This is a genomic window from Cupriavidus sp. F041 (assembly GCF_057814235.1).
The window spans coordinates 403,640-425,554 of sequence record NZ_JBVASY010000002.1; the positions used below are offsets into that span (position 1 = coordinate 403,640).

Consider the following 21,915-nt stretch of genomic DNA (forward strand, 5'->3'; position numbering starts at 1 on the left):
CACCAGACCAGCCGACTAGCTTAAGCCCCGAATCCGGAAAGACGCGCAATGCCCACCGATATCCATCCCCACCTGGTCGAAGCCCACACGCCGGAGTCGCGTGCCGAGTTCGGCATCGACAACCCCAGCGCGCCGGTGCTGCCCGGCGCCTGGCTCGGCATGCTGGGCGGCGGCCAGCTCGGCCGCATGTTCACCCATGCCGCCCAGGCGATGGGCTACAAGGTCTGCGTGCTCGATCCGGACCAGGACAGCCCGGCCGGCACCATCGCCGAGAAGCATATCTGCGCGGCCTATACCGACGAAGCCGCGCTGGCCGAGATGGCTAGGCTGTGCCCGGCGGTGAGCACCGAATTCGAGAACGTGCCGTCGCTCTCGCTGGACCGGCTCGAACAACTGGGCGCCTTTGTGGCGCCGCGCGGCTACTGCGTGTCGATCGCGCAGAACCGCATCGGCGAGAAGAAGTTCTTCGCCTCCTGCGCCGAGCGCACCGGCGTGCCCACCGCGCCGCACTGGGTGATCCAGCACGACGCCGACGTCGACCAGTTGCCCGAAGACCTGCTGCCGGGCATCCTGAAGACCGCACGCATGGGGTACGACGGCAAGGGCCAGGCCCGCGTCAAGAGCCGTGAAGACGTGCGCGCGGCCTGGCGCGCCATGCAGCACGTGCCCTGCGTGCTGGAGAAGATGCTGCCGCTGGCCTACGAGGTCTCGGTGCTGGCCGCGCGTGCCGCCGACGGCAGCACCGCCACCTGGCCGCTGGCCGAAAACGTGCACCGCGACGGCATCCTCTTCTCCACCGTGATGCCCGCCACCAGCGTGTCCGACGAGATCGCCGCGCGGGCCCGCGCCGCCGCCGCCACCATCGCCACCGAGATGGGTTATGTGGGCGTGCTGTGCATCGAGTTCTTCGTGCTGACTGACGGCTCGCTGGTTGCCAACGAAATGGCGCCGCGCCCGCACAACTCGGGCCATATCACCATGGACGCCTGCGAAACCAGCCAGTTCGAGCAGCAGGTGCGCGCCATGGCCCGCCTGCCGCTGGGCAGCACGCGCCAGCATTCGGCGGGCAAGATGCTCAACCTGCTGGGCGATGTGTGGTTCGAGTTTGGTCTGGAGCGCACGCCGGCCTGGGACGAAGTCATGGCGCAGTCCGGCGCCAAGCTGCACCTGTATGGCAAGAACGATGCGCGCCCCTCGCGCAAGATGGGCCATGTGAACTGCGTGGGCGGCGAAGCTGCCGATGCGGGCCGTGCGTTCGACGCTGCCATGAAGGCGCTGCACATCGCGTCGTGAGCGCTTGCCTGGCCGGGTGCGCTGTCGGCGTGCCCGCCGGGTTCTCCCGCTTTCGCAGTCTTGTTGTTTCGTAGTTTTGAAGTTTCGTAGTGACGCCCACCCCAGAGATCCCCGATGTCGCGCATGCCCACGTCCGCCGAACTTGACCAAGCGGTCCAACTGCTGGAAGCCGGCGAGCTGGTCGCCTTTCCCACCGAGACCGTCTACGGCCTCGGCGCTGACGCGGAAAACCCCCAGGCCATCGCCCGTATCTACGCGGCCAAGGGCCGGCCGTCCAACCATCCGATCATCGTGCACGTGGTGGACGGCGGCGATATCAGCTACTGGGTCGACGACGTGCCGCCGGCCGCGCAGCAACTGATCGACGCCTTCTGGCCCGGCCCGCTCACGCTGATCCTCAAGCGCGCCAGTCATATCCCGGCAGCGGTGGCCGGCGGGCAGGACAGCATCGGCCTGCGTTGCCCCTCGCACCCCGTCGCTCAGGCGCTGCTCGCACGCTTCAAGCGCGGGCGAGGGGGCATTGCCGCGCCGTCGGCCAACAAGTTCGGCCAGGTCAGCCCGACCACCGCGCAGCATGTGCGGGATGAGTTTGGCGACGCCGTCTTTGTGCTCGAAGGCGATGGGGTGGAGGTCGGCATCGAATCGACCATCGTGGATCTTTCGCGGCTGGAGCAGGGCATTGGCCCCGTATTGCTGCGACCTGGCGCGATTACGGCGGCGATGATGGCTCAGGTGCTGGGCGTGACGCCCTTGCCGCCGGATGCCGCTGCGCCGCGGGCTTCGGGGACGCTTAAGGCGCACTATGCGCCGCATACTTCGCTGGCGTTGTCTTCCGCTGCCGATTTGCCGGCCCAGTTAGCGGATTTGCCTGCTGATGCCAAAGTGGCATGGGTGGGGGCCGAGGCGGCTGCCGATCCGCGGTGCGTTTGGGTGCAGGCGCCTGCCGGTGCTGAGGCTTATGCTCGAGAGCTTTATCGGTTGTTGCGGAGGTTGGATCGGGAGGGGTATTCGAGATTGGTGTTTGAAGCTTTGCCGGATGGGTATGAGTGGGATGGGGTTAGGGATCGGTTGCAGCGGGCTGCTGCTGCGTTTGGGGAGTGAGGGGGGGCTCTTGGGCCCTTGGTTTTGGCGGTGTTGGTTGTTGGGTCCAACAACCAACGCCGCATAAACCAACCCCCAAACCCGCAATCAAAAACCAACGGTTCTGCAGCAAGCACGCCGCCAAGGCCACCCGGCCCCAAAAAGCCAACCCCTTACGGCGCCCCCTGATAAACCCACTGCAACAACGCATCATGCGCATCCCGCGCCTGCGATGCATTCGCATGGTTGATATAACTCACCACCACATACCGATCCCCGTTCAGGGCATCCACATACCCCGCCAGCGCCCGGACATCGTTCAACGTCCCCGTCTTCATATACGCATTGCCGGCCGCCCCGGCCCTCGTCAGCCGGTTCCGCAACGTGCCGTCCACCCCGAGGATGGGCAGCGAATCGATCAACACCGGCCCAACCTCGCTGGCAAGCGCCTGCTGCAACAACCGCGACATATCGTACGCGCTGATCCGTTCTTCGCGCGACAGCCCTGAACCGTTGTCCAATACCAGGTCCGGCATGGTCAGCCCCTGGCGCGCCAGCCAGCGTTGCACCACTTTCTCCGAGCGTGCGGTGCTGGCAGGCCCGCTGCGATCCATCTCGGCGCCGATGGTCAGGTAGAGCTGGCGGGCCATCACGTTGTTCGAGAACTTGTTGATGTCGCGCACGATATCGGAGAGCGGCTGGCCGTAGTGGCGTGCGAGCAGGAAGGCGCCGCGCGGGGGGCGGCCCATGCGCAGCGCCGGCTGGTGGGTGAAGCGGCCGCCGGCGAGTTGCCATTCGGCGACGAAGCCGCCCCAGGCGAATTCGTTGTGCGAGAGGGTGGCGATATTGACGATGTGTTCGCCACAGTCGGCGGCGTAGCTGCCGTCGAAGGAGGCCAGCACGGTGCCGTCGGGCTGTTGCGTGACGGAGGGCCGGGCGCGTGCCGACCAGTCGCCGCATTTTCCGTTGGACAGCGCGAGGTGGTTGTCCAGCTTGAGCTGCGCCAGCGCGGGCGTGACCGATACCGCTACCGACTGGCTGGCCGGGTCGGGCGTAATGGTGAACGACAGCGTCTTGAAGGCATACAGCAGCGCGTCGGGGCTGACGTTGTAGGCGCGCTGGGTCTCGCCGTCGATGGTTGCGCCGCTGTCGAGCGCGGAATCGAAGTAGCTGCGGTCCAGCACCAGGTCGCCATTGATGGTGGTGGCGCCCGCGGCGCGGGCCTTGGCGACCAGCTTGGCCATTTCTTCCGGCACGAGCTTGGGGTCGCCCTGGCCGCGCAGGTAGACGTTGCCGTTGATGGTGCCGTCGGCGCCTGGCTGGCCGTCGCCGTAGAGCGAGGTTTGCCACCGGTAGCCGGGGCCGAGCAGCTGCAGGCCGGCAAAGGTGGTGACCAGCTTCATGGTCGAGGCCGGGTTCATCGGCTTCTGCGCGTTCCAGCTCGCGCGGGGCGCCGGCGCGCCGACCTTGATCACATAAAAGCTGGCGGCCGAGGCCGGCACGTGCGCGCGCTTGAGCGCGCCCGTCACGCTGGCCGGCAGGCCCGATCGCGGCTCCGCCTGTTCTGTCGGCGTGGTAGCGGCGTGGACGGCCTTGGCCTTGTGGACGGCGGTCTTGGCGGTGGCGGAGGGCAGGCCACCGATGCATAGCAGGCCGGCGACGCAAAGCGGCAACAGGCGGTGAAGGAATGGGGAGGGGCGTTTCGGCATGGTGCCCATGTTAACGCATGGGCATGAGCGCGGATGACGCGAAGTTCAGATTTCCGTGAGGCTCGCGGGTGGTGCCGGCTGGGCCATGCCGGTGGGACAGGGCGGCGCCAGCTTGCCGAGCAGCGCGCGCAGCGTATCCTGCTCCTGCGCCGATAGCGCGGCCGCAACGCGCGCATCGTGCGCACACACGGCGGTGGTGGCGGACACCAGCGTGCGGCGGCCCGCTGGTGTCAGCACCAGGCTGTAGGCCCGGCGATCGTGTGGCGCGGGACGGCGTGCAACCAGCTTCATGTCTTCCAGCGCATCGACCAGCAGCACCGCGCCGGAGCGCGCGATGCCCAGGATGCTGGCCAGTTCGGTCAGCTTGAGATGCGGGTTGCGCGAGATGATCACCAGCGCGGAGAAACGCGGCGGCGTGATGTGCCACTGCGCCAGCGACTGGACGAAGTCCTCGTAGATGCGGATCTGCGCGCGGCGGATGGCGTAGCCGACCAGGCTGTCCAGCACGCCGTAGTCGATGTTGGGGATATGTGGGTCGAAGCCGCCGATGGTGTCGGCCGCCTGGCTGGCGCCGGCGGGATCGGGGGCGTCGCGGCTGCGGCGCGGGCGCGCCTTTGCTGTGGTCATGGTGCCTTGGCGTCGGTCGAATGGAACTGAATCAGATGACGCGAAAATACCGCATTTCCACCCGGTCGGGATAGCGGGCGCCGGTGGCGATGAACAGGTGCTGCATGAGCCAGTCGTAACCGGGCGATGCCGTTTCGAAGCGCGGCGCGGTGCGGAAGTAGATCAGGCGCGGATCGATCACCTCGCCGGCGCCGAGCCGCGCGATCAGTTCGCCGGGGCCGCTGCGCAAGCCGGCGTTGACGATGTAGATGCGCGCGCCGTCGGTGGTCTCCAGCACGTAGCGCGCTTCGATATCGGCCACGACGATGCCGTTGCCCGTGTCATGCCGTACCAGCTGGAAGTCAGCGCCGCCAGGCAGGATGCGCCCTTGCAGGCGCGGTCCGCTGACCGCGCCGTCCAGGATGGGGATCACCCGGCGGTTGCCCAGCGCGCTCGCGCCCACCTCGGTGGCCGGCGCCAGCCGGAAGCTGAAGTCGGCCACATGTTCCAGCGTGGGGGCGGGCAGTGCGTCACTAACCAAGGGCGCGGTCATTTCAGCAGCTTCCAGTTGCCGTTGTCGATGGTCAGCAGCACGCGGCCGCGCGCGTCGAAGCCGAAATGATCCTGCGCCGTGTAGTTCAGCACCCCGTGCGAGACCACGATATTGCGCTCGCTCTCCAGCGCCGTCTTGAGTGCCTTGCGGAATTCCGGCGTGCCCGGCTTCGCCTGCTTGAGCGCCACCGGCACGATGCGCTGCAGCACCAGGCCGGCATCGTAAGGGTGCGCGCCGAACTGGGTGCGGCTCTCGGGGCCGTACTGCTTTTCATAGCGCCCCACATAGTCCAGCCCGGGCTTTTTCGCCGCGGCGTTGTCCGCCAGTTGCTCGGCCACGATCACCGGACCGGCCGGGAGGATGGAGCCGTTGACGGCCTTGCCGCCGATGCGGATCAGGTCCTTGGTGGCGGCGCCGTGCGTGTGGTAGACCGGGCCCGCGTAGCCGCGCTCGCGCAAAGTGGTGTGCGGCAGGGCGGCGCCGGTGCCGGCGCCCGCGATCAGCACCGCGTCGGGATGGGCGGCGATCAGCTTGAGCGTTTGCGCGGTCACGCTGGCATCCGAGCGCGCATAGCGTTCGGTGGCGACGAGGAGGATGCCGCGCGCGGCGGCTGCGGCGGTGAACTCCTTGAGCCAGGTCTCGCCGTAGGCGTCGGCAAAGCCGATGAAGGCAATGGTCTTGACGCCCCTGGCGTGCGCCGCTCCCGCCACGGCTTCGGCCATCAGCCTGACCGGCTGCGCCAGGCGATAGGTCCATTCGCCGCGGCCGGGCTTGAGTTCGATGGGCGAGAACGCCAGCTGCACGGTCTGGCTCTCGTCCGCGACTTCGGCGATCGCGATCGACGGCGCCACCGCCGACGAACCGAGGATGATGTCGACCTTGTCTTCGCTGACAAAGCGCCGCGCCACCTTGGTGGCCTGGGTGGGGTCGGAGCCGTCGTCCAGCACCACGTAGCGGATCTTCTCGCCGCCGATGCTCTCCGGCAGCAGGGGCATGCTGTTCTTCTGCGGGATGCCGAGCGAAGCCGAGGGGCCCGTCGACGAGATGCTGACGCCGACCGTCACTTCGGCCAGCGCGGGCGCGGCGGCAAGCGTGGCGGCAAGGGTTGCGGCCACGGCCAGCGCGAGGCGGACAGCGGTAGCGGGGCGGATAGGGCTGGGGCGCGGCAAGATGTCTCCTTTTTCTCTTTGGAATGACGCCGGCTTCTCAGGGCCGGTCGTCGGGCTTGATGCGAGGGACGAAGCAGTGGGCTAGCGCGCAGGTACCTGCAGCGACTGCCGGTCGAAGCCGGCGAGCTGCTTGTAGCGCAGTGCGATGGCTTCGAGTTCCGCGCGCGGTATCACGGCGTCGATATCGCTGAAGCCTTGCGGCGCGCGCTGCTCGGCTAGCTGCATGACCTGCTCGGGCCCGTTCAGGCGGTTGCGCAGCACGATGGCGGCGGTGCGCGGCAGCCGCTCCGCCTCGTACTCGCGCAGCGCGTAGCCGGCGCCGGACGCATCACGCGGCGCGCCGTTGGCCAGCAGGCTGTCCATCAGATAGCGCGCATCCAGGATGGCCTGGGCGCTGCCGTTGGAGCCGATCGGGTACATCGGGTGGGCGGCGTCGCCCAGCAGGGTCACCTGGTCGAAGGTCCAGCGCGGCAGCGGGTCCTTGTCGACCATGGGGAATTCGTAGATGGCTTCGGCGCCGTCGATCAGCGCGGGAATATCGATCCAGTCCCAGCGCCAGTTCGCAAAGGCCGCGCTGAACACGGACTTGTCGACCTGCTTGTTCCAGTCGCTGCGCGGTGGTGTGTCCGAGACGTGGTCGGGCACGCGCAGCTCGGCGATCCAGTTGACCAGCGAGCGCCCCTGGCGGCGCAGCGGTTCGGAGATCGGGTAGGCCACGAACTTCTGGTCCTGGTGGCCCGCCATGAACATCGAGCTGCCGTCCAGGTACGGCGGCGCTTCGGTGACGGCACGCCACAGCGTGCGGCGCGAGAAGCGCGGCGCGTCGCCCTGCGGATAGAAGTGCCGGCGCACCGCGGAGTGGATGCCGTCGGCGCCCACCAGCACATCGGCCCGGGCCGTGACTTCGGCGTTGTCGCTGCGACGGCGCAGCGTGAACGCCACCGGCTCGCCGGCGCGCGCACCGGTGCTCACCACCGATTCGAATGTATGCCCGGTGTGCACGCGATCGGCGCCCAGGCGTTCCACCGCGGTGCGGTAGAGCAGCATCTGGAATTCGCCGCGATGAACGGAAAACTGGGGCAGGTCGTAGCCCGCCGCGCGCCCGCGCGGTTCGTGCCAGACGCGCTGGCCCAGCTTGTTGTAGTAAGACAGTGACGAGGTCTGTACCGCCAGTTCGGCCAGCGCATCGAGCAGCCCCAGTTCGGCCAGCTCGCGCACGGCGTGCGGCAGCAGGTTGATGCCCACGCCGAGCGGGCGCAGCGCTTCGCTGGCTTCCCAGACCTCTGCCTCGATGCCATGCCGGTGGCAAAGCAGTGCCAGCGTCAGGCCGCCGATGCCGCCGCCGGCTATCGCGATCTTCATGATGTCGTCTCCACAGCTTGTTATGGATTGCCCGCGCCGGGTGGGCCCCTCATGCAGGGTCGGCGGCAAGCAGCAATATTGTTATGTAGTATAACTAAATGAATGGGCGCATCAAGCTCTGAAGCGTGCGGAGAAACCCGCAATACCGGGCATGCCGGAGGAAATTGCTGCACGGCGCGCGCAGACGGCCGGAGCGGCGCCAGCGGAAGCCTGTGTGGAAGCTTGTGGGATTCCTCTGACAAGAGGTTAGGCCCCTTGCCGGTCGCGCGTGACTTACCCGGCATCCATACTGGAAGCAACTGCCGCAATGCATGGGTGCATTGCCAGGCGCAAAGCTAATCCATCAAGGAGCCCCATCATGCGTACCGTGACCCTGTCCCTCCTGCTTGCCACCGTGCTTAGCGTAGCGGGCTGTGCCGACATGACTCCCAAGCAGCGCAATACGGCGATTGGCGCCGGCGTCGGCGGCGTCGCGGGTGCGGCGCTGATTGGTGGACCGGCGGCCACCATCGGTGGCGCGGCCCTGGGTGGCGTGGTTGGTAATGTGGCGACCCCCGACCGGAGGTAAACACGACTAGCAGCCGGCCGGTCTACGATCCAGACCGTTGCAATCGGGATAGGGGCGGTCAGGTAATCTGACCGGTCCCCTCCCACACCACCTGGCATGCGGGTCCGCACCAGGCGGTTGGAATGGTTGAGGTCGTCAGGCTTGTGTTGCTCCCGACCCGACGCCCAGGCTTGCCTTTGTCCGGTTCGGCGGAACTGATTCCTCGCTGCCGGGGCCTGTCGGGCTTCACCCTATCCACCCTACCGACGAGCTTCGCTCTCGCGAACATCTGAGGCGCTTCACTTCCGATAACCAGAGGGCTCCCCCTCCCATTCCTTCGGCCCTTCGCCGGCAGCTTTAGCTTTCCCAGCCACGCCGCCCAACTACTTTGGCCTCTGCTGACTCCTCGCTCCGACTCGACGTCGTTGCCCTTTCAGGCATGAGGCGAGGCCTCCCCAGGTAAGAACGCACTCCTTCACCGCACAGCCGCTGCATTTACGCCACTTCGCCTTGGTCACAAGAGCTTCGCGGTTTCTTGCCCGCTCGCCCTGCTCGGCAGCGCCTTCTATGCAGTTCTTGTCCATCGGCTCGCGATTTACGCTCCACGCTTCCTCCCCACACTCGGTCGCCCTCATGCGGTTGCGCTTCACTTCATTCGCCGTGACCAGCTTATGGCGGGACTTACACCCGCAGGAGTGCGCCCATGCTGGGCGCACAAAAAAAAAAGCGGATGCCGGTGGCATCCGCTTTTTGCATTCGGAGGGGCGCTGCTCAGGCGGATTCCCCGACAGCCTTTGTTTTCGTCCTGGTCCGGGCGCCGGCGCCAACGCCAACGGGGAACACTGCGTCATAAGCCCAGTTGTAGATGAAGGCATAGACCACGTAGAACGCCGCCACCGCGATATCCATGATGAAGGCATCGAGCAAGCTCATGTCCAGGTACCAGGCCACCATCGGCAGGAACACCACCAGCAGGCCCAGTTCGAACAGGATGGCATGCAGCACGCGCATGGCCACCGGCTTGCGCAACTGTCCGGTGAACCGGAGCATGGCCTTGTCGAAAAGCAGGTTGTAAAGATAATTCCAGCCGGCGGCGATCACCGATGCCACCACCGCGATGATGCCCATCTGGTGCAGGGTGAAGCCAAATAGCCAGCTGCCCACCGGCGCGAAGATCAGCAGGCCGATCAGTTCAAAGCCGATGGTGTGACGGATTCTGTCCTTGGTGCTGCGCATGATACTTCCTGTCTGGCGTCAATGCAGGCCATTCTATCTATAATCGTGGGATAGCCAAGTTGGTATCCATCGCTAAAAACGATGGATGTGACGGCGTCGCGCCATCAGGAATCCCATGAGCCTTTCCCTGGAACAATTGCAGGCCTTCGCGGCCGCCGCCGAATGCGGTTCTTTTTCCGCCGCCGCGCGCCGCCTGGGCAAAGCCCAGTCGGTGGTCAGCGCGGCCGTGGCCAACCTGGAAATCGATCTCGGCAATCAGTTGTTCGACCGTGCCGGGCGCTATCCGACCCTGACCGCCGCGGGCGAACGCCTGCTGGCCGAGGCGCGGGTGATCCTGGAGCGTTGCGAGCATTTCCGCGGTGTGGCCAAGAGCCTGGGCGAAGGCGTCGAGAGCCGCCTGGTGCTGGCGGTGGATGAGCTGTATCCGGAGGAAACCCTGGGCGTGCTGCTCGAGGAGTTCTCGGCGCGCTTTCCGGCGGTGGAACTGGAGCTGCTGTTTCCCTTGATGGAGGATGTCAGCCGGCTGGTGCTGGCCGGCTCCGCCGACCTGGGCCTGATGTGGCGCCAGGAGGTGTTGCCGCCGGAGCTGGGTTTCCGTGCGCTGGGCTGGGTGCCGATGCAGATCATCTGCGCGCCCGACCATGCGCTCGCGGACCAGCGCGTGGGCTGGGAGGAACTGAAACGCTACCGGCAACTGATGGTGGCGACCCGCAGCGATAGCGAGGAAAAAATGCGGCTGCGCGTGGCCGCCGAAGTCTGGTGGGTGGAGAGCCAGTGGGTTATCGTCGAGCTGGTCAAGCGCCGGCTGGGCTGGGCCTTCGTGCCCTGGCACGTGGCGGCCAATTCGCCGGCCGCGGCGCAACTGGTGTCGCCGGTGCTGGAGTTCGACGACCAGGACTGGCCGGTGGCGATGGAGCTGGTGTGGCACAAGCAGCGGCCGCTCGGCAAGGCCGCTACGTGGCTCAAGGAACGGGTGAGCAAGCAGCCGCTGCCGCGTCCGGAGAAGCGGCCGGCATAGGGCTGCTACTCCGGAGGCTCGCGCACGTCGCCGCCTAGCGGACCAGGCCGAACTCCTTCGCCAGCGTGCCGTAGCGTTGCACGGTGTCCTTCACATAGGCGTCGAGCGATGCCGCGCCGCCCAGATCGGCGGGGAACAAGCCCTGCTCCGAGCGCAGCCGGGCGAATGCCGGGCTTGCCTGCAGGCGCTCGAAGCGGACAGCCCAGCGCTGGTAGTCGGCCTGCGCGACCTTCGGGCCCATGTAGAAGCCGCGCAGGATGGGCCAGGTGATGTCGTAGCCTTGCTCGCGCGCCGTCGGCACGCTGGCAAGCCTGCCCGGCAGGCGCCGCTCGGCCAGCACGGCGAGGATGCGGATCCCGCCCGCGCCGAGTTGCATCGCGGCTTCCGAGACGTCGCCCGACACTGCCTGCACGTGCCCGCCCAGTAGTGCCGTGAAGGCCTCGCCGCCGCCTTCGAAGCCCACGAAGCGCATGCGCTTGTAGCCAACGCCGGCCTGCCTGGCCACCAGCGCGGCCTTCATCCAGTCCTGGTTGCCGATGGTGCCGCCGGCGCCGAACAGCACCTGGTCGGGATCCGACTTCAGCGCGGCCACCAGGTCCTTCAAGGTCTTGTAAGGCGAATCGGCGCGCACCGCGATCATGCCGTAGTCGGTCCCGAGCGCGCCGACCCAGCGCACGTCGGCCACGCCATACTTGCCGAACTTGCCTTCGGCCAGCGCCAGCAGCGAGCCGCCGGAGAAGGCGACGATGGTATCGGGCTCGGCGGGGCGCTGCGCCACGATGCTGTTGTAGGCCACGGCGCCGATGCCACCCGGCACGTAGACCAGCCGCATCGGTTGCCCGGTCAGTCCGGCTTCCAGCAGGGCTCGCTGCGCCAGCTTGCAGGTCAGGTCGAAGCCGCCGCCGGGCTTGGCGGGCACGATGCACTCCGGCGCGGGGGACGCATGCGCGCAAATCGCCGCCAGGGCGAGCGCGGCGCAGGCGAGACGCAGGGCGGCCGGGACGATGCTCATGGATTCTCCTAGGGTGAGGCCGGACGACGGGATAGAACGACAACGCGGCAGACAGCTTACCGGGAAATCCCGGGCAAATCCGCTGGCTGCCGGTGAGAAAATCAGGCATAACGGAGTGCCAGAAGCGCAGGAGAAGAACCTTCCATGAGAGTACTGCTGGTCGAAGACCACGACGAACTGGCCACCTGGGTGATGCAGGCGCTGCGCGCCTTGCATTTCACCGTGGAGCGCGCCGCCGACGCGGCCAGCGCCGAATCCCTGCTGTTCAGCACGCACGCGGGCGGCACCAGTGCCGGCAGCGACTACGCGCTGGTGCTGCTGGACCTCACGCTGCCCGACCGCGACGGCCTCGACCTGCTCGCCCGCCTGCGCGGCCGCGGTTGCCGCGTGCCGGTGATGATCCTGACCGCGCGCGGCGAAGTGGGCGACCGGGTCAAGGGCCTTGACCTGGGCGCCGACGACTACATGGCCAAGCCCTTCGATCTCGCCGAGTTCGAGGCGCGCGTGAAGGCCCTGCTGCGCCGCGCGCGCCAGACCGAGGCGCCGCTGGTGGTTTGCGGCGGCCTGGGCTTCGATACGGTGTCGCGCCATTTCCAGGTGGGCGGCGTGCCGCTCGCGCTGACGCCGCGCGAGCACGCGGTGCTGGAGATCCTGATGACGCCGCCCGGCAAGACCGTCAGCAAGGACCGGATCTACGCCGGCATCTTCACGCTGGCCGACGAGACCCAGCCCGACGTGATCGAGGTCTATGTGCATCGCCTGCGCCGCAAGCTCGAAGGCTCCGGCGCGGCCATCGTGACCTTGCGCGGGCTGGGCTACGTGCTGGAGCCCAGCGTTGGCTGAGCAGCGCAGGCGTCCCGCCAGCCTGCGCGCGCGGCTGCTGTGGTGGCTGATACCGCCCATGCTGTTGCTGCAGGCGGTGTACGGCGTGGTGGCGTATTCGAATGCGCTGGCGTCAGCCGACCTGGCCTACGACCGCACGCTGCTGGCCTCTGCGCGCAATATCTCCGAGCGCATCACGCTGACGCCCGAAGGCGTGCGCGTGGACGTGCCCTATATCTCGCTCGATACCTTCGAGGTGGGCATGAACGCCACCATGTTCTATCGCGTGAGCGGGGTGGATGGCGAGTTCGTCTCCGGCTACGACGACCTGCCGCCGTTCGACGCCAGCCAGCCCCGCACCAAGCTTTATCCCGCGCTGGTGAGTTTCTACGACCGCACTTACCGCGGCCAGCCGATCCGCATCGCCGCGCTGCGCCAGCCGGTGATGGACGCGAGCGGCACGCACGGCGGCATGGCGCTGATCGAAGTCGGCGAGACCCTCGACTCGCGCCAGGCGCTGACGCGCAACATCCTGTTCGATGTGCTGTGGGGCCAGCTGATGCTGGTGCTGGCGGTGGTGCTCGTGATCTGGCTGTTCACGCGGCGCGCGCTGGCGCCGCTCGATGCGCTGCGCGCCGAGGTGGCGCAGCGCCAGCCCGGCGCCACCACGCCGCTGCCTCTCGATAGCGCGCCGCGCGAAACGGCGCCGCTGGTGGAGGCGATGAACGGCTATATGGCGCGGCTGGAACAGGTGCTGGCCGCGCAGCGCCGCTTTATCGCCGACGCGGCACATCAGTTGCGCACGCCGCTCGCGGTGCTGCACACGCAGGCGCAACTGGCGGCGCGTGAGCACGATCCCGCCGAGCAGCGGCGCATCGCGCAGGGCCTGGCCGACAGCACCGCGCGCATGGCCGCGCTGGCCGACCGCCTGCTGTCGATGGCGCGCGCCGCGCACGGCGGCGCGGAGACACCGCGCGTGCTGGACCTGGCGGCGCTGGTGAGGGAAGTCTGCCTCGAACTCACGCCCGCCGCCCGCGCGCGGCGCATCGATCTGGGTTTCGAGGGCGAGGGCGCGCTGCCGGTGCTTGGCACCGACCTGCTGCACGAACTGGTCACCAACCTGGTCGACAACGCGCTGCGCTACACGCCATCGGGCGGCGTCGTCACGGCGCGCGTCCATCGCGCTGGCAAAGCGGTGGTGCTGGAGGTGGAAGACGATGGCCCCGGCATTCCGCTGCAGGAACGCGCGGCGGTACTGGAGCCGTTCTGTCGCGGCAACGCCGCCGGTTTGAGAGCCGCAGGGGAGGCGAACCCGGGCGGCTCCGGGCTCGGTCTCACCATCGTGCGCGACATTGCCGCCGCGCACGGCGCCACGCTGGCGCTGCTGGAGGCCGAGGGCGGCAATGGCCTGCTGGTGCGGGTGCGTTTTCCGCCGGCATAGGGCGGCGGAACGCCACCGGATGCCAGCGACGGCTACCGCCGCGCGGCCACGCTGGCGGCGGAGCGCGCCGGTGCGATCGCCGGTACCGGCGCTGCGCCTTGCGTCCCGGCGGGCGGCGGCATGCCGCCAGGGGCCGGCGCGGCTGGCACGGTACCTGGCGCAGCCGGCGCCGCGTTCGACGCATTGTCCGTCTCGATATGCCACCCGCCGCCCAGTGCCTTGATCAGCACCGCGCTGGTCGTGTACTGGCGGCCTACGATGGTCAGCGCGGTGCGCTCCGCCGTGTAGGCGGTGGTCTGCGCCGTTAGCACGTCCAGCAGGCTGGCGGTGCCGGCGCGGTAGCGGTTGTTGACCAGGGCCAGCGCGTCGCGCGCCGAACGCAGCGCGTCGTTCTGCACCACGGATTCCTGCTCGAGCAGGCGCGCGGCGGCGAGGCCATCCTCGACCTCCTGGAAGGCGGAGAGCACCGTCTGGCGGTAGTTGGCCACGCTCTGGTCGTAGGCGGCAACCGCCTGCGCCTTGGCGGCGCTGCGCAGGCCGCCGTCGAACAGCGTGCCGGCCAGCGCGGGGCCGATCGACCACACGCGGTCCGGCAGCGCCAGCCAGCGCGCCAGCGTGCTGGCGGAAAGACCGCCGGTGGCGGATAGCGTCAGCGTCGGGTAGTAAGCCGCCTGGGCCACCCCGATCTGCGCATTGGCAGCGGCCATGCGGCGCTCGGCCGCGCCGATATCGGGCCGGCGTTCCAGCAGCGCCGACGGCACCGCGATGGGCACGCGCGGCACGGCGGCGGCGTAGTCCTGCGGCGTGATGGCAAGGTCTGCCGGTGGCTTGCCTGTCAGGACGGCGATGGCGTGCTCCAGCTGCGCGCGCGTGATCTGGATATCGATCTGCTGCGCCTGCGCGCTCTTGAGCTGGGTCTCGGATTGCAGCACGTCGGAGCGCTGGGCGGTGCCGGCTGCGTACTGGTTGCGCACCAGCTGCAGCGATTTCTCGTAGTCGACCACCGTGCGGTCCAGCAAGGCCTTCTGCTGGTCGGCGATGCGCAGCAGGAAATAGCTCTGCGCCAGCGTGGACTGGGTTGACAGCAATATCGAAGCCAGGTCGGACTGGCTGGCCTGCGCGCTGGCTTCGCTGCTTTCCACCTGCCTGCGTACGCGGCCCCACACATCGATTTCCCAGCTGGCCGACAGCGTGGCCCTCTGCCCGTTGGCGACCTGGCCGTTGCTGCCGCGCGTGCGGTCGAGCCCGGCCGATGCGTTCACGGTCGGGAAGTAGCCCGCGCGCGCCGATTGCAGCGCCGCCAGCGCTTGCTGGTACTGCGCCTCGGACGCCTTGATGTTCTGGTTGGAGACCTGCACCTGCGCCATCAGCTTGTCGAGCTCCGGATCGGCGAACACCGCCCACCAGTTGCTGCGCTCGCTAGTGTCCTGCGGTTCGGCCGGCTTCCACTCGCCCCATTGCGAGGCGTCGGCTGGCGCCTCCTTGAAGGCCGGCGTGGACGGCGCATCGGGGCGCTTGTAGTCGGGCCCCACGGCGCAGCCGGCCAGCAGCAGGGCGCACGCCACCGTCATCGCGGTCGCCGGGAAGGAAAGGGTAGGGAGGCGGAGAAAAGCGTTCATGGATCGCATTCAGGGTTCGAGGCTGGCCGTGGCCGCAGGCACGGCCGAACGGCGCTGGCGCCAGGCTTTCACCTTCAGGCGCCAGCGGTCCAGCGTCAGGTAGACCACGGGCGTCGTGTACAGCGTGAGCAACTGGCTGACCACCAGCCCGCCGACGATGGAGATGCCCAGCGGCGCGCGCAGTTCGGCGCCGTCGCCACGGCCGATCGCCAGCGGTATGGCGCCCAGCAAGGCCGCCATCGTGGTCATCAGGATGGGGCGGAAGCGCAGCAGGCAGGCGCGGTAGATGGCATCGCGCGGCGACAGGCCCTCGCGCCGCTCGGCATCGATGGCGAAGTCGATCATCATGATGGCGTTCTTCTTGACGATGCCGATCAGCAGGATCACGCCGATCAGCGCGATGATGCTGAAGTCCGTGCCCGAGGCCAGCAGCGCCAGCAGCGCGCCGACGCCCGCCGATGGCAGGGTGGACAGGATGGTGAGCGGATGCACGTAGCTCTCGTACAGCATGCCGAGCACGATGTAGATGGTGATCAGCGCGGCCAGGATCAGCAGCGGCTGGCTCTTGAGCGAGTCCTGGAAGGCCTTGGCACCGCCCTGGAAGTTGGCCTGCAGCGTCTCCGGCACGCCGATGCGCGCCATCGCATCCTTGACCATGTCCGTGGCCTGCGATAGCGCGACGCCCTCGGCCAGGTTGAAGGAGATGGTGGAGGCCGCGAATTGGCCCTGGTGATTGACGCCCAGCGGCGTGCTGGTGGGTGCGAACCGCGCGAAGGCCGACAGCGGCACCCGCTTGCCGCCGCCGGTGACCACGTAGATATCGTTGAGCGCATGCGGGCCCTGCAGGTACTCGGGGCTGAGTTCCATCACCACCCGGTACTGGTTGAGCGGGTGGTAGATGGTGGACACCAGCCGCTGGCCGAAGGCGTCGTTGAGCACGGCATCGATCTGCTGGGCGGTGACGCCGAGCTTCGACGCGGTGTCGCGGTCGATGATGACCGAGGTCTGCAGGCCCTTGTCGTTGGTGTCGGTATCGACATCCTCCAGCCCCTTGAGGTTGGAGATGGCCGCGCGCACCTTGGGCTCCCACTCGCGCAGCACGTCGAGATCGTCCGACTGCAGCGTGAACTGGTAAGCCGAACTGCTTTGCCGGCCGCCGATGCGGATGTCCTGCACCGAGGTCAGGAACAGGCTGGCACCGGGCTCCTTGGCCAGCTTGACGCGCAGCCGGGCGACGATGGCGTCGGCCGAATCGCGCTCCGAAATCGGCTTGAGCGTGACGAACATCTGGCCGGTATTGCGCTGCGAGCCGCCGGTGAAACCCGTCACGTTGACCACCGCCGGGTCGGACTGCACGATCTTGATGAAGTTATCGAGCTTGGGCCGCATGGCCTGGAACGAAGTGGCCTGGTCGGCCCGGATAAAACCGATCAGGCGCCCGGTGTCCTGCTGCGGGAAGAAGCCCTTGGGCACGATCGTGTAGAGCCAGACATTGAGGCCGATGGTGGCCAGCAACACCAGCCACACCAGCGCGCTGTGGCGCAGCGACACGGCCAGGGTGCGCGCGTACAGGTCGTGCATCCAGGTGAACACGCGTTCGCTGGCGCGGTAGAAGCGGCCCTGCTGTTCCGGTTTCACCGACTTGAGCAGGCGCGCGCACATCATCGGCGTGGCGGTCAGCGACACCACCAGCGATACCAGGATCGCCACCGACAAGGTGATGGCGAACTCTTGGAACAGGCGTCCGACGATGCCGCCCATCATCAGCAGCGGGATAAACACCGCGATCAGCGACAGGCTCATCGACAGCACGGTGAAGCCCACCTCGCGCGAACCCCTGAGCGCGGCTTCGAGCGGCTTCATGCCCTCCTCGATATGCCGCGAAATGTTCTCCAGCACCACGATGGCGTCATCGACCACGAAGCCGGTGGCGATGGTCAGTGCCATCAGCGACAGGTTGTTGAGCGAGAAGCCGGCCAGGTACATCACCGAGAAGGTGCCGATCAGCGACACCGGCACCGCCACGCTGGGAATCAGCGTGGCGCGCGCATTGCGCAGGAACAGGAACACCACCATGATCACCAGCGCCACCGAGATCATCAGCGTGTGCTCCACTTCGCGCAGCGAACCGCGGATGGTGGGGGTGCGGTCCATCATCACTTCCATCTTGATGGCGGACGGGATCATCTGCTGCAGCGACGGCAGCACCTCGTTGACCCGGTCCACGGTCTCGATGATGTTGGCGCCGGGCGAACGGTTGAGCACCAGCAGCACCGAGGGCTGGCCGTTGGCGGAGCCGGCGTTGCGCACGTCCTGCACCGAGTCGGTCACCTTGGCCACGTCCGACAGCCGCACCGGCACGGCGAAGGAGTTCGGGCCGCCGCTGCTGGTGTTGCCGCCGGTGGCGCCGGTGCTGATGGTGGTGGTGCCGCTGCTGGTGGTCAGCGTGGTGGTGGTAACGCCGTTGACGGTCTTGGTGCTGACGCCGCCGCCCGCGGTGGCGTTGGCGGTGCTGGCGATCAGCGCGCCCGCCGAGGCCGAGGAAAATGTGCCCGGCGTGGCGTAGCGCACGATCAGCGGCATATAGTCCGCCGCCTTCATGGCCTGGTCGTTGGCGTAGACCTGCCAGTTGGTGGTGGCGTTTTCCAGCGAGCCAAGCGGACGGTTGGCGTTGGTGGCGCTGATGGTGTTGCGCACGTCCTCCAGCGAGATGCCGTACTTGTTGAGCGCGGTGGGGTTGAGCTCCACCCGCACCGCCGGCAGCGAAGAGCCGCCGATGGTGACTTGCCCGACGCCCTCGATCTGCGACATCTTCTGCGCCAGGATGGTCGAGGCCGCATCGTAGAGCTGGCCGCGCGTCATGGTGGGCGAGGTCAGCGCGATGATCATGATCGGCGCGTCGGCCGGGTTGACCTTGCGGTAGGTCGGGTTGCTCGGCAGGCTGGTGGGCAGCGTGGCGCGCGAGGCGTTGATGGCAGCCTGCACGTCGCGCGCGGCGCCGTCGATGTTGCGCGACAGCTCGAACTGCAGCGTGACGCGGGTCGAGCCCAGCGAGCTGCTGGAGGTGATCTCGGTGACGCCGGCGATGGCGCCCAGCGCGCGCTCCAGCGGCGTGGCCACGGTGGCGGCCATGGTCTCGGGACTGGCGCCGGGCAGCGAGGCGGACACCGAGATGGTGGGGAAGTCCACCTGCGGCAGCGGCGACACCGGCAGCAGCCGCAGCGCCGCCAGCCCCGCCAGCAGGATGCCGATGGTCAGCAGCGCGGTGGCGACCGGCCGATGGATAAAGGTAGCCGACAGGTTCATCACGGCCTCGGCTCGGCGGCGGGGCCGCCGGTCTGATCGCCATCGCCGGTGTCGCCATAACGGCGCCGGCGCCAGTCCTTGAGGCGCATTGCCAGGCTGTCGAACGCCAGGTAGATCACCGGCGTGGTGAACAGCGTCAGCACCTGGCTGACCAGCAAGCCGCCCACCATCGTGATGCCCAGCGGGCGGCGCAGCTCGGACCCGATGCCGGTGCCGAGCATCAGCGGCAGCGCGGCCAGCAATGCCGCCATGGTGGTCATCAGGATCGGGCGGAAACGCAGCAGGCAGGCCTGGAAGATCGCCTCGCGCGGCGCCATGCCGCCCTCGCGCTCCGCTTCCAGCGCGAAGTCGATCATCATGATGGCGTTCTTCTTGACGATACCGATCAGCAGGATGATGCCGATGATCGCGATGATGCCCAGGTCCTGGCCCGAGACCAGCAGCGCCAGCAGCGCGCCCACGCCGGCCGAGGGCAGGGTGGAGAGGATGGTGACCGGATGGATGGTGCTCTCGTAGAGCACGCCCAGCACGATGTACATCGTGATCACCGCCGCCAGGATCAGCCACAGCGTGTTGGACAGCGAGGCACGGAATGCCAGCGCTGCGCCCTGGAAGTCGGTCTGCATGGAGATCGGCAGGCCGATTTCGTGCTCCACCTTGGTGATCTTGTCCACTGCCGCGCCGAGCGATTCGCCGGGGGACAGGTTGAACGAGATGGTGGCGGAGGGGAACTGGCCCTGATGGTTGATCACCAGCGGGCCGGTGCGCTCGCTGATGCGCGCGAATGCGCCAAGCGGCACTTGCCCGCCCGAGGACGAGGGCAGGCGCAGCTCCGCCAGTGACTGCGGATCGGTGCGGAACTCGGGCATGGCTTCCAACACCACGCGGTACTGGCTCGACTGGGTGAAGATGGTCGACACCAGCCGCTGGCCGAATGCGCTGTACAGCGCGCTGTCGATCACCGCGGTGGTGATGCCGAAGCGCGCCGCGGCGTCGCGGTCGATATCCACGTAGGCGCGCAGGCCGTTGTTCTGCTGGTCGCTGGCCACGTCGCGCAGTTCGGGCTCCTGTTTCAGGCGCTCCACCAGCCTGGGCACCCAGGTGGCCAGCGTGACGGGGTCCGGGTCCTGCACGGTGAACTGGTACTGGGTGCGGGACACGCGGTCCTCGATGGTCAGGTCCTGCACCGGCTGGGTGTAGAGCGAGACGCCGCCGAGCTTGTCGACCGCGGCCTGCAGCCGGCGCGTCACGTCCTCGATGGAATCGCGGCGCTGGTCCTTGGGCTTCAGGTTGATCAAGAGGCGCCCGGCGTTGAGCGTGGTGTTGGTGCCGTCCACGCCGATGAAGGAGGACAGGCTTTCCACCGCGGGATCTTCCAGCACCACCTTCGCCACCGCCTGCTGTTTCAGTGCCATGGCGGGGAAGGACGTAGTCTGGGAAGCCTCGGTAATGCCCTGGATCACGCCGGTGTCCTGCACCGGGAAGAAGCCCTTGGGCACCAGCATGTACAGCAGCACGGTCAGCACCAGGGTGCCGACGGCGACCAGCAGCGTGAGTTTCTGGCGGTCCAGCACCCAGTCCAGGGCGCGCCCGTAGCTGGCGATCACGTTGTCGAAGAAGCGCCCGGTGGCCCGGTGGAAACGCGAGAGTTTCTCTTCGGGCACATGGTGCAGCAGGCGCGCGCACATCATCGGCGTGAGCGTCAGCGAGACTACCGCCGAGATCAGGATCGACACTGCCAGCGTGATGGCGAACTCGCGAAACAGCCGCCCCACCACGTCGCCCATGAACAGCAGCGGGATCAGCACGGCCACCAGCGAGAAGGTCAGCGAGATGATGGTGAAGCCAATCTGCCTGGACCCCTTGAGCGCCGCCTCCATGGGCGAATCGCCCTTCTCGATGTAGCGCATGATGTTCTCGATCATCACGATCGCATCGTCCACCACGAAGCCGGTGGCGATGGTCAGCGCCATCAGCGTCAGGTTGTTGATCGAGAAGCCCGCCAGGTACATCATCCCGAAGGTGCCCACCAGCGACAGCGGCACCGCCACGCCGGGGATGATGGTGGCCGGCACGTTGCGCAGGAAGACGAAGATCACCATCACCACCAGAGCGACCGCCAGCAGCAGTTCGAACTCCACGTCGCGCACCGAGGCGCGGATGGTGGTGGTGCGGTCGGTCAGCAGCTGCACCTTGACCGAGGCCGGCAGCGAGCTCTGCAGTTGCGGCAGCAGCCCCTTGATGCGGTCCACTACCTCGATCACATTGGCGCCGGGCTGGCGCTGGATGCTCAGCACGATGGCCGGCTTGTCGTTGGCCCAGGCGGCCAGCCGGCTGTTCTCGGGGCCGTCGACGATATTGGCCACGTCGGTGATGCGGATCGGCGCGCCGTTCTGGTAGCCCACGATGATCTGGCGGTACTCGTCGGCGGACTTGAGCTGGTCGTTGGCGTCGATGGTGGAGGCGCGCGCGGGGCCGTCGAAGCTGCCCTTGGCGCCGTTGACGTTGGCGCTGCCGATGGCCGTGCGCAGGTCGTCGATCGACATGCCGAGCGCGGCCAGCGCGGTCGGGTTGGCCTGGATACGCACCGCCGGGCGCTGCCCGCCGCTGATGCTGACCAGCCCCACCCCCTGCAACTGCGAAATCTTCTGCGCCACGCGCGTATCCACCATGTCCTGCAGCTTGGGCAGCGGCATGGTGTCCGAGGTCATGGCCAGCGTCATGATCGGCGCGTCGGCCGGGTTGACCTTGCTGTAGACCGGTGGCATCGGCAGGTCCGCCGGCAGCAGGTTGCCGCCGGCGTTGATGGCCGCCTGGACTTCTTGCTCGGCCACGTCCAGCGACAGCGTCAGATCGAACTGCAGTGTGATCACCGAGGCGCCGCCCGAGGACGACGACGACATCTGCTTGAGGCCCGGCATCTGGCCGAACTGGCGTTCCAGCGGGGCCGTGATCGACGACGTCATCACGTCCGGGCTGGCGCCCGGGTAGAGCGTGGTGACCTGGATGGTCGGGTAATCGACCTCCGGCAGCGCCGACAGCGGCAGCAGCCTGAAGGCCACCAGCCCGGACAGCAGGATGGCGACCATCAGCAACGCGGTGGCGACCGGCCGCTCGATGAAGAGGCGTGAGGGGTTCATGC

At 67.8% G+C, this 21,915-nt stretch carries 16 protein-coding genes; 6 read left to right on the forward strand and 10 right to left on the reverse strand.

Annotated elements, in window-relative coordinates; translation table 11 throughout:
• Positions 1-48: 48 nt before the first annotated feature.
• A complete protein-coding gene (locus ACZY0R_RS18895) occupies positions 49-1,293 on the forward strand; it encodes a 5-(carboxyamino)imidazole ribonucleotide synthase (protein WP_488860313.1) in 1,245 nt (414 codons plus the stop codon).
• A 114-nt stretch (positions 1,294-1,407) separates the two neighbouring features.
• Complete coding sequence (locus tag ACZY0R_RS18900; RefSeq protein WP_488860315.1) at positions 1,408-2,394, forward strand: L-threonylcarbamoyladenylate synthase; 987 nt, start codon at positions 1,408-1,410, stop codon at positions 2,392-2,394.
• Positions 2,395-2,546: 152 nt separating this feature from the next.
• Here the strand turns inward: ACZY0R_RS18900 and dacB are convergent, their stop codons facing one another.
• From dacB to ACZY0R_RS18925, 5 genes are all read right to left on the reverse strand, one after another.
• On the reverse strand, positions 2,547-4,091 hold the full coding sequence (gene dacB, locus ACZY0R_RS18905; RefSeq protein WP_488860316.1) for a D-alanyl-D-alanine carboxypeptidase/D-alanyl-D-alanine endopeptidase: 1,545 nt from the start codon (positions 4,089-4,091) through the stop codon (positions 2,547-2,549).
• 36 nt (positions 4,092-4,127) lie between these two features.
• Positions 4,128-4,709 (reverse strand): MarR family winged helix-turn-helix transcriptional regulator, encoded by a 582-nt coding sequence (locus ACZY0R_RS18910; RefSeq protein WP_082094809.1) that lies wholly within the window; start codon positions 4,707-4,709, stop codon positions 4,128-4,130.
• A 31-nt stretch (positions 4,710-4,740) separates the two neighbouring features.
• The gene (locus tag ACZY0R_RS18915; RefSeq protein ID WP_488860319.1) at positions 4,741-5,241 is read right to left on the reverse strand and encodes a DUF3237 domain-containing protein; all 501 of its coding nucleotides are present in this window, start codon (positions 5,239-5,241) and stop codon (positions 4,741-4,743) included.
• A complete protein-coding gene (locus ACZY0R_RS18920; protein ID WP_488866040.1) occupies positions 5,238-6,392 on the reverse strand; it encodes an ABC transporter substrate-binding protein in 1,155 nt (384 codons plus the stop codon). The genes ACZY0R_RS18915 and ACZY0R_RS18920 overlap by 4 nt, the downstream gene beginning before the upstream one ends.
• A 99-nt stretch (positions 6,393-6,491) precedes the next feature.
• Positions 6,492-7,772 carry a flavin-dependent oxidoreductase gene (locus tag ACZY0R_RS18925; protein ID WP_488860321.1) on the reverse strand — a complete coding sequence of 427 codons (1,281 nt, stop codon included), beginning with the start codon at positions 7,770-7,772 and terminating at the stop codon, positions 6,492-6,494.
• 358 nt (positions 7,773-8,130) lie between these two features.
• Here ACZY0R_RS18925 and ACZY0R_RS18930 point away from each other — a divergent pair, with 358 nt between their 5' ends.
• Complete coding sequence (locus ACZY0R_RS18930; RefSeq protein ID WP_488860323.1) at positions 8,131-8,340, forward strand: YMGG-like glycine zipper-containing protein; 210 nt, start codon at positions 8,131-8,133, stop codon at positions 8,338-8,340.
• Positions 8,341-9,090: 750 nt separating this feature from the next.
• On the opposite strand, the gene ACZY0R_RS18935 is transcribed toward ACZY0R_RS18930, so the two are convergent.
• Positions 9,091-9,555 (reverse strand): PACE efflux transporter, encoded by a 465-nt coding sequence (locus ACZY0R_RS18935; protein WP_488860325.1) that lies wholly within the window; start codon positions 9,553-9,555, stop codon positions 9,091-9,093.
• A 115-nt stretch (positions 9,556-9,670) separates the two neighbouring features.
• Here ACZY0R_RS18935 and ACZY0R_RS18940 point away from each other — a divergent pair, with 115 nt between their 5' ends.
• Positions 9,671-10,573, forward strand: coding sequence for a LysR family transcriptional regulator (locus ACZY0R_RS18940; RefSeq protein WP_045237224.1), 903 nt, complete (start codon positions 9,671-9,673; stop codon positions 10,571-10,573).
• 34 nt (positions 10,574-10,607) lie between these two features.
• Here ACZY0R_RS18940 and ACZY0R_RS18945 read toward each other — a convergent pair whose 3' ends face one another.
• On the reverse strand, positions 10,608-11,585 hold the full coding sequence (locus tag ACZY0R_RS18945) for a tripartite tricarboxylate transporter substrate binding protein (protein ID WP_488860326.1): 978 nt from the start codon (positions 11,583-11,585) through the stop codon (positions 10,608-10,610).
• A gap of 144 nt (positions 11,586-11,729) precedes the next feature.
• Between ACZY0R_RS18945 and ACZY0R_RS18950 the strand changes: the two genes are divergently transcribed.
• Together ACZY0R_RS18950 and ACZY0R_RS18955 are read left to right on the forward strand one after the other, a co-directional pair.
• The gene (locus tag ACZY0R_RS18950) at positions 11,730-12,428 is read left to right on the forward strand and encodes a response regulator (protein ID WP_488860327.1); all 699 of its coding nucleotides are present in this window, start codon (positions 11,730-11,732) and stop codon (positions 12,426-12,428) included.
• Positions 12,421-13,848 carry a sensor histidine kinase gene (locus ACZY0R_RS18955; RefSeq protein ID WP_488860328.1) on the forward strand — a complete coding sequence of 476 codons (1,428 nt, stop codon included), beginning with the start codon at positions 12,421-12,423 and terminating at the stop codon, positions 13,846-13,848. Before ACZY0R_RS18950 ends, ACZY0R_RS18955 begins: the two co-directional genes overlap by 8 nt.
• A 32-nt stretch (positions 13,849-13,880) precedes the next feature.
• Here the strand turns inward: ACZY0R_RS18955 and ACZY0R_RS18960 are convergent, their stop codons facing one another.
• The 3 genes from ACZY0R_RS18960 to ACZY0R_RS18970 are packed head-to-tail and all read right to left on the reverse strand — an operon-like array spanning position 13,881 to position 21,913.
• Entirely contained in the window at positions 13,881-15,476 is a 1,596-nt protein-coding gene (locus ACZY0R_RS18960) for an efflux transporter outer membrane subunit (protein WP_488860329.1), read from the reverse strand.
• The gene (locus ACZY0R_RS18965) at positions 15,477-18,773 is read right to left on the reverse strand and encodes an efflux RND transporter permease subunit (protein WP_488860330.1); all 3,297 of its coding nucleotides are present in this window, start codon (positions 18,771-18,773) and stop codon (positions 15,477-15,479) included.
• Complete coding sequence (locus tag ACZY0R_RS18970) at positions 18,773-21,913, reverse strand: MdtB/MuxB family multidrug efflux RND transporter permease subunit (RefSeq protein ID WP_488860331.1); 3,141 nt, start codon at positions 21,911-21,913, stop codon at positions 18,773-18,775. Before ACZY0R_RS18970 ends, ACZY0R_RS18965 begins: the two co-directional genes overlap by 1 nt.
• Positions 21,914-21,915 lie beyond the last annotated feature (2 nt).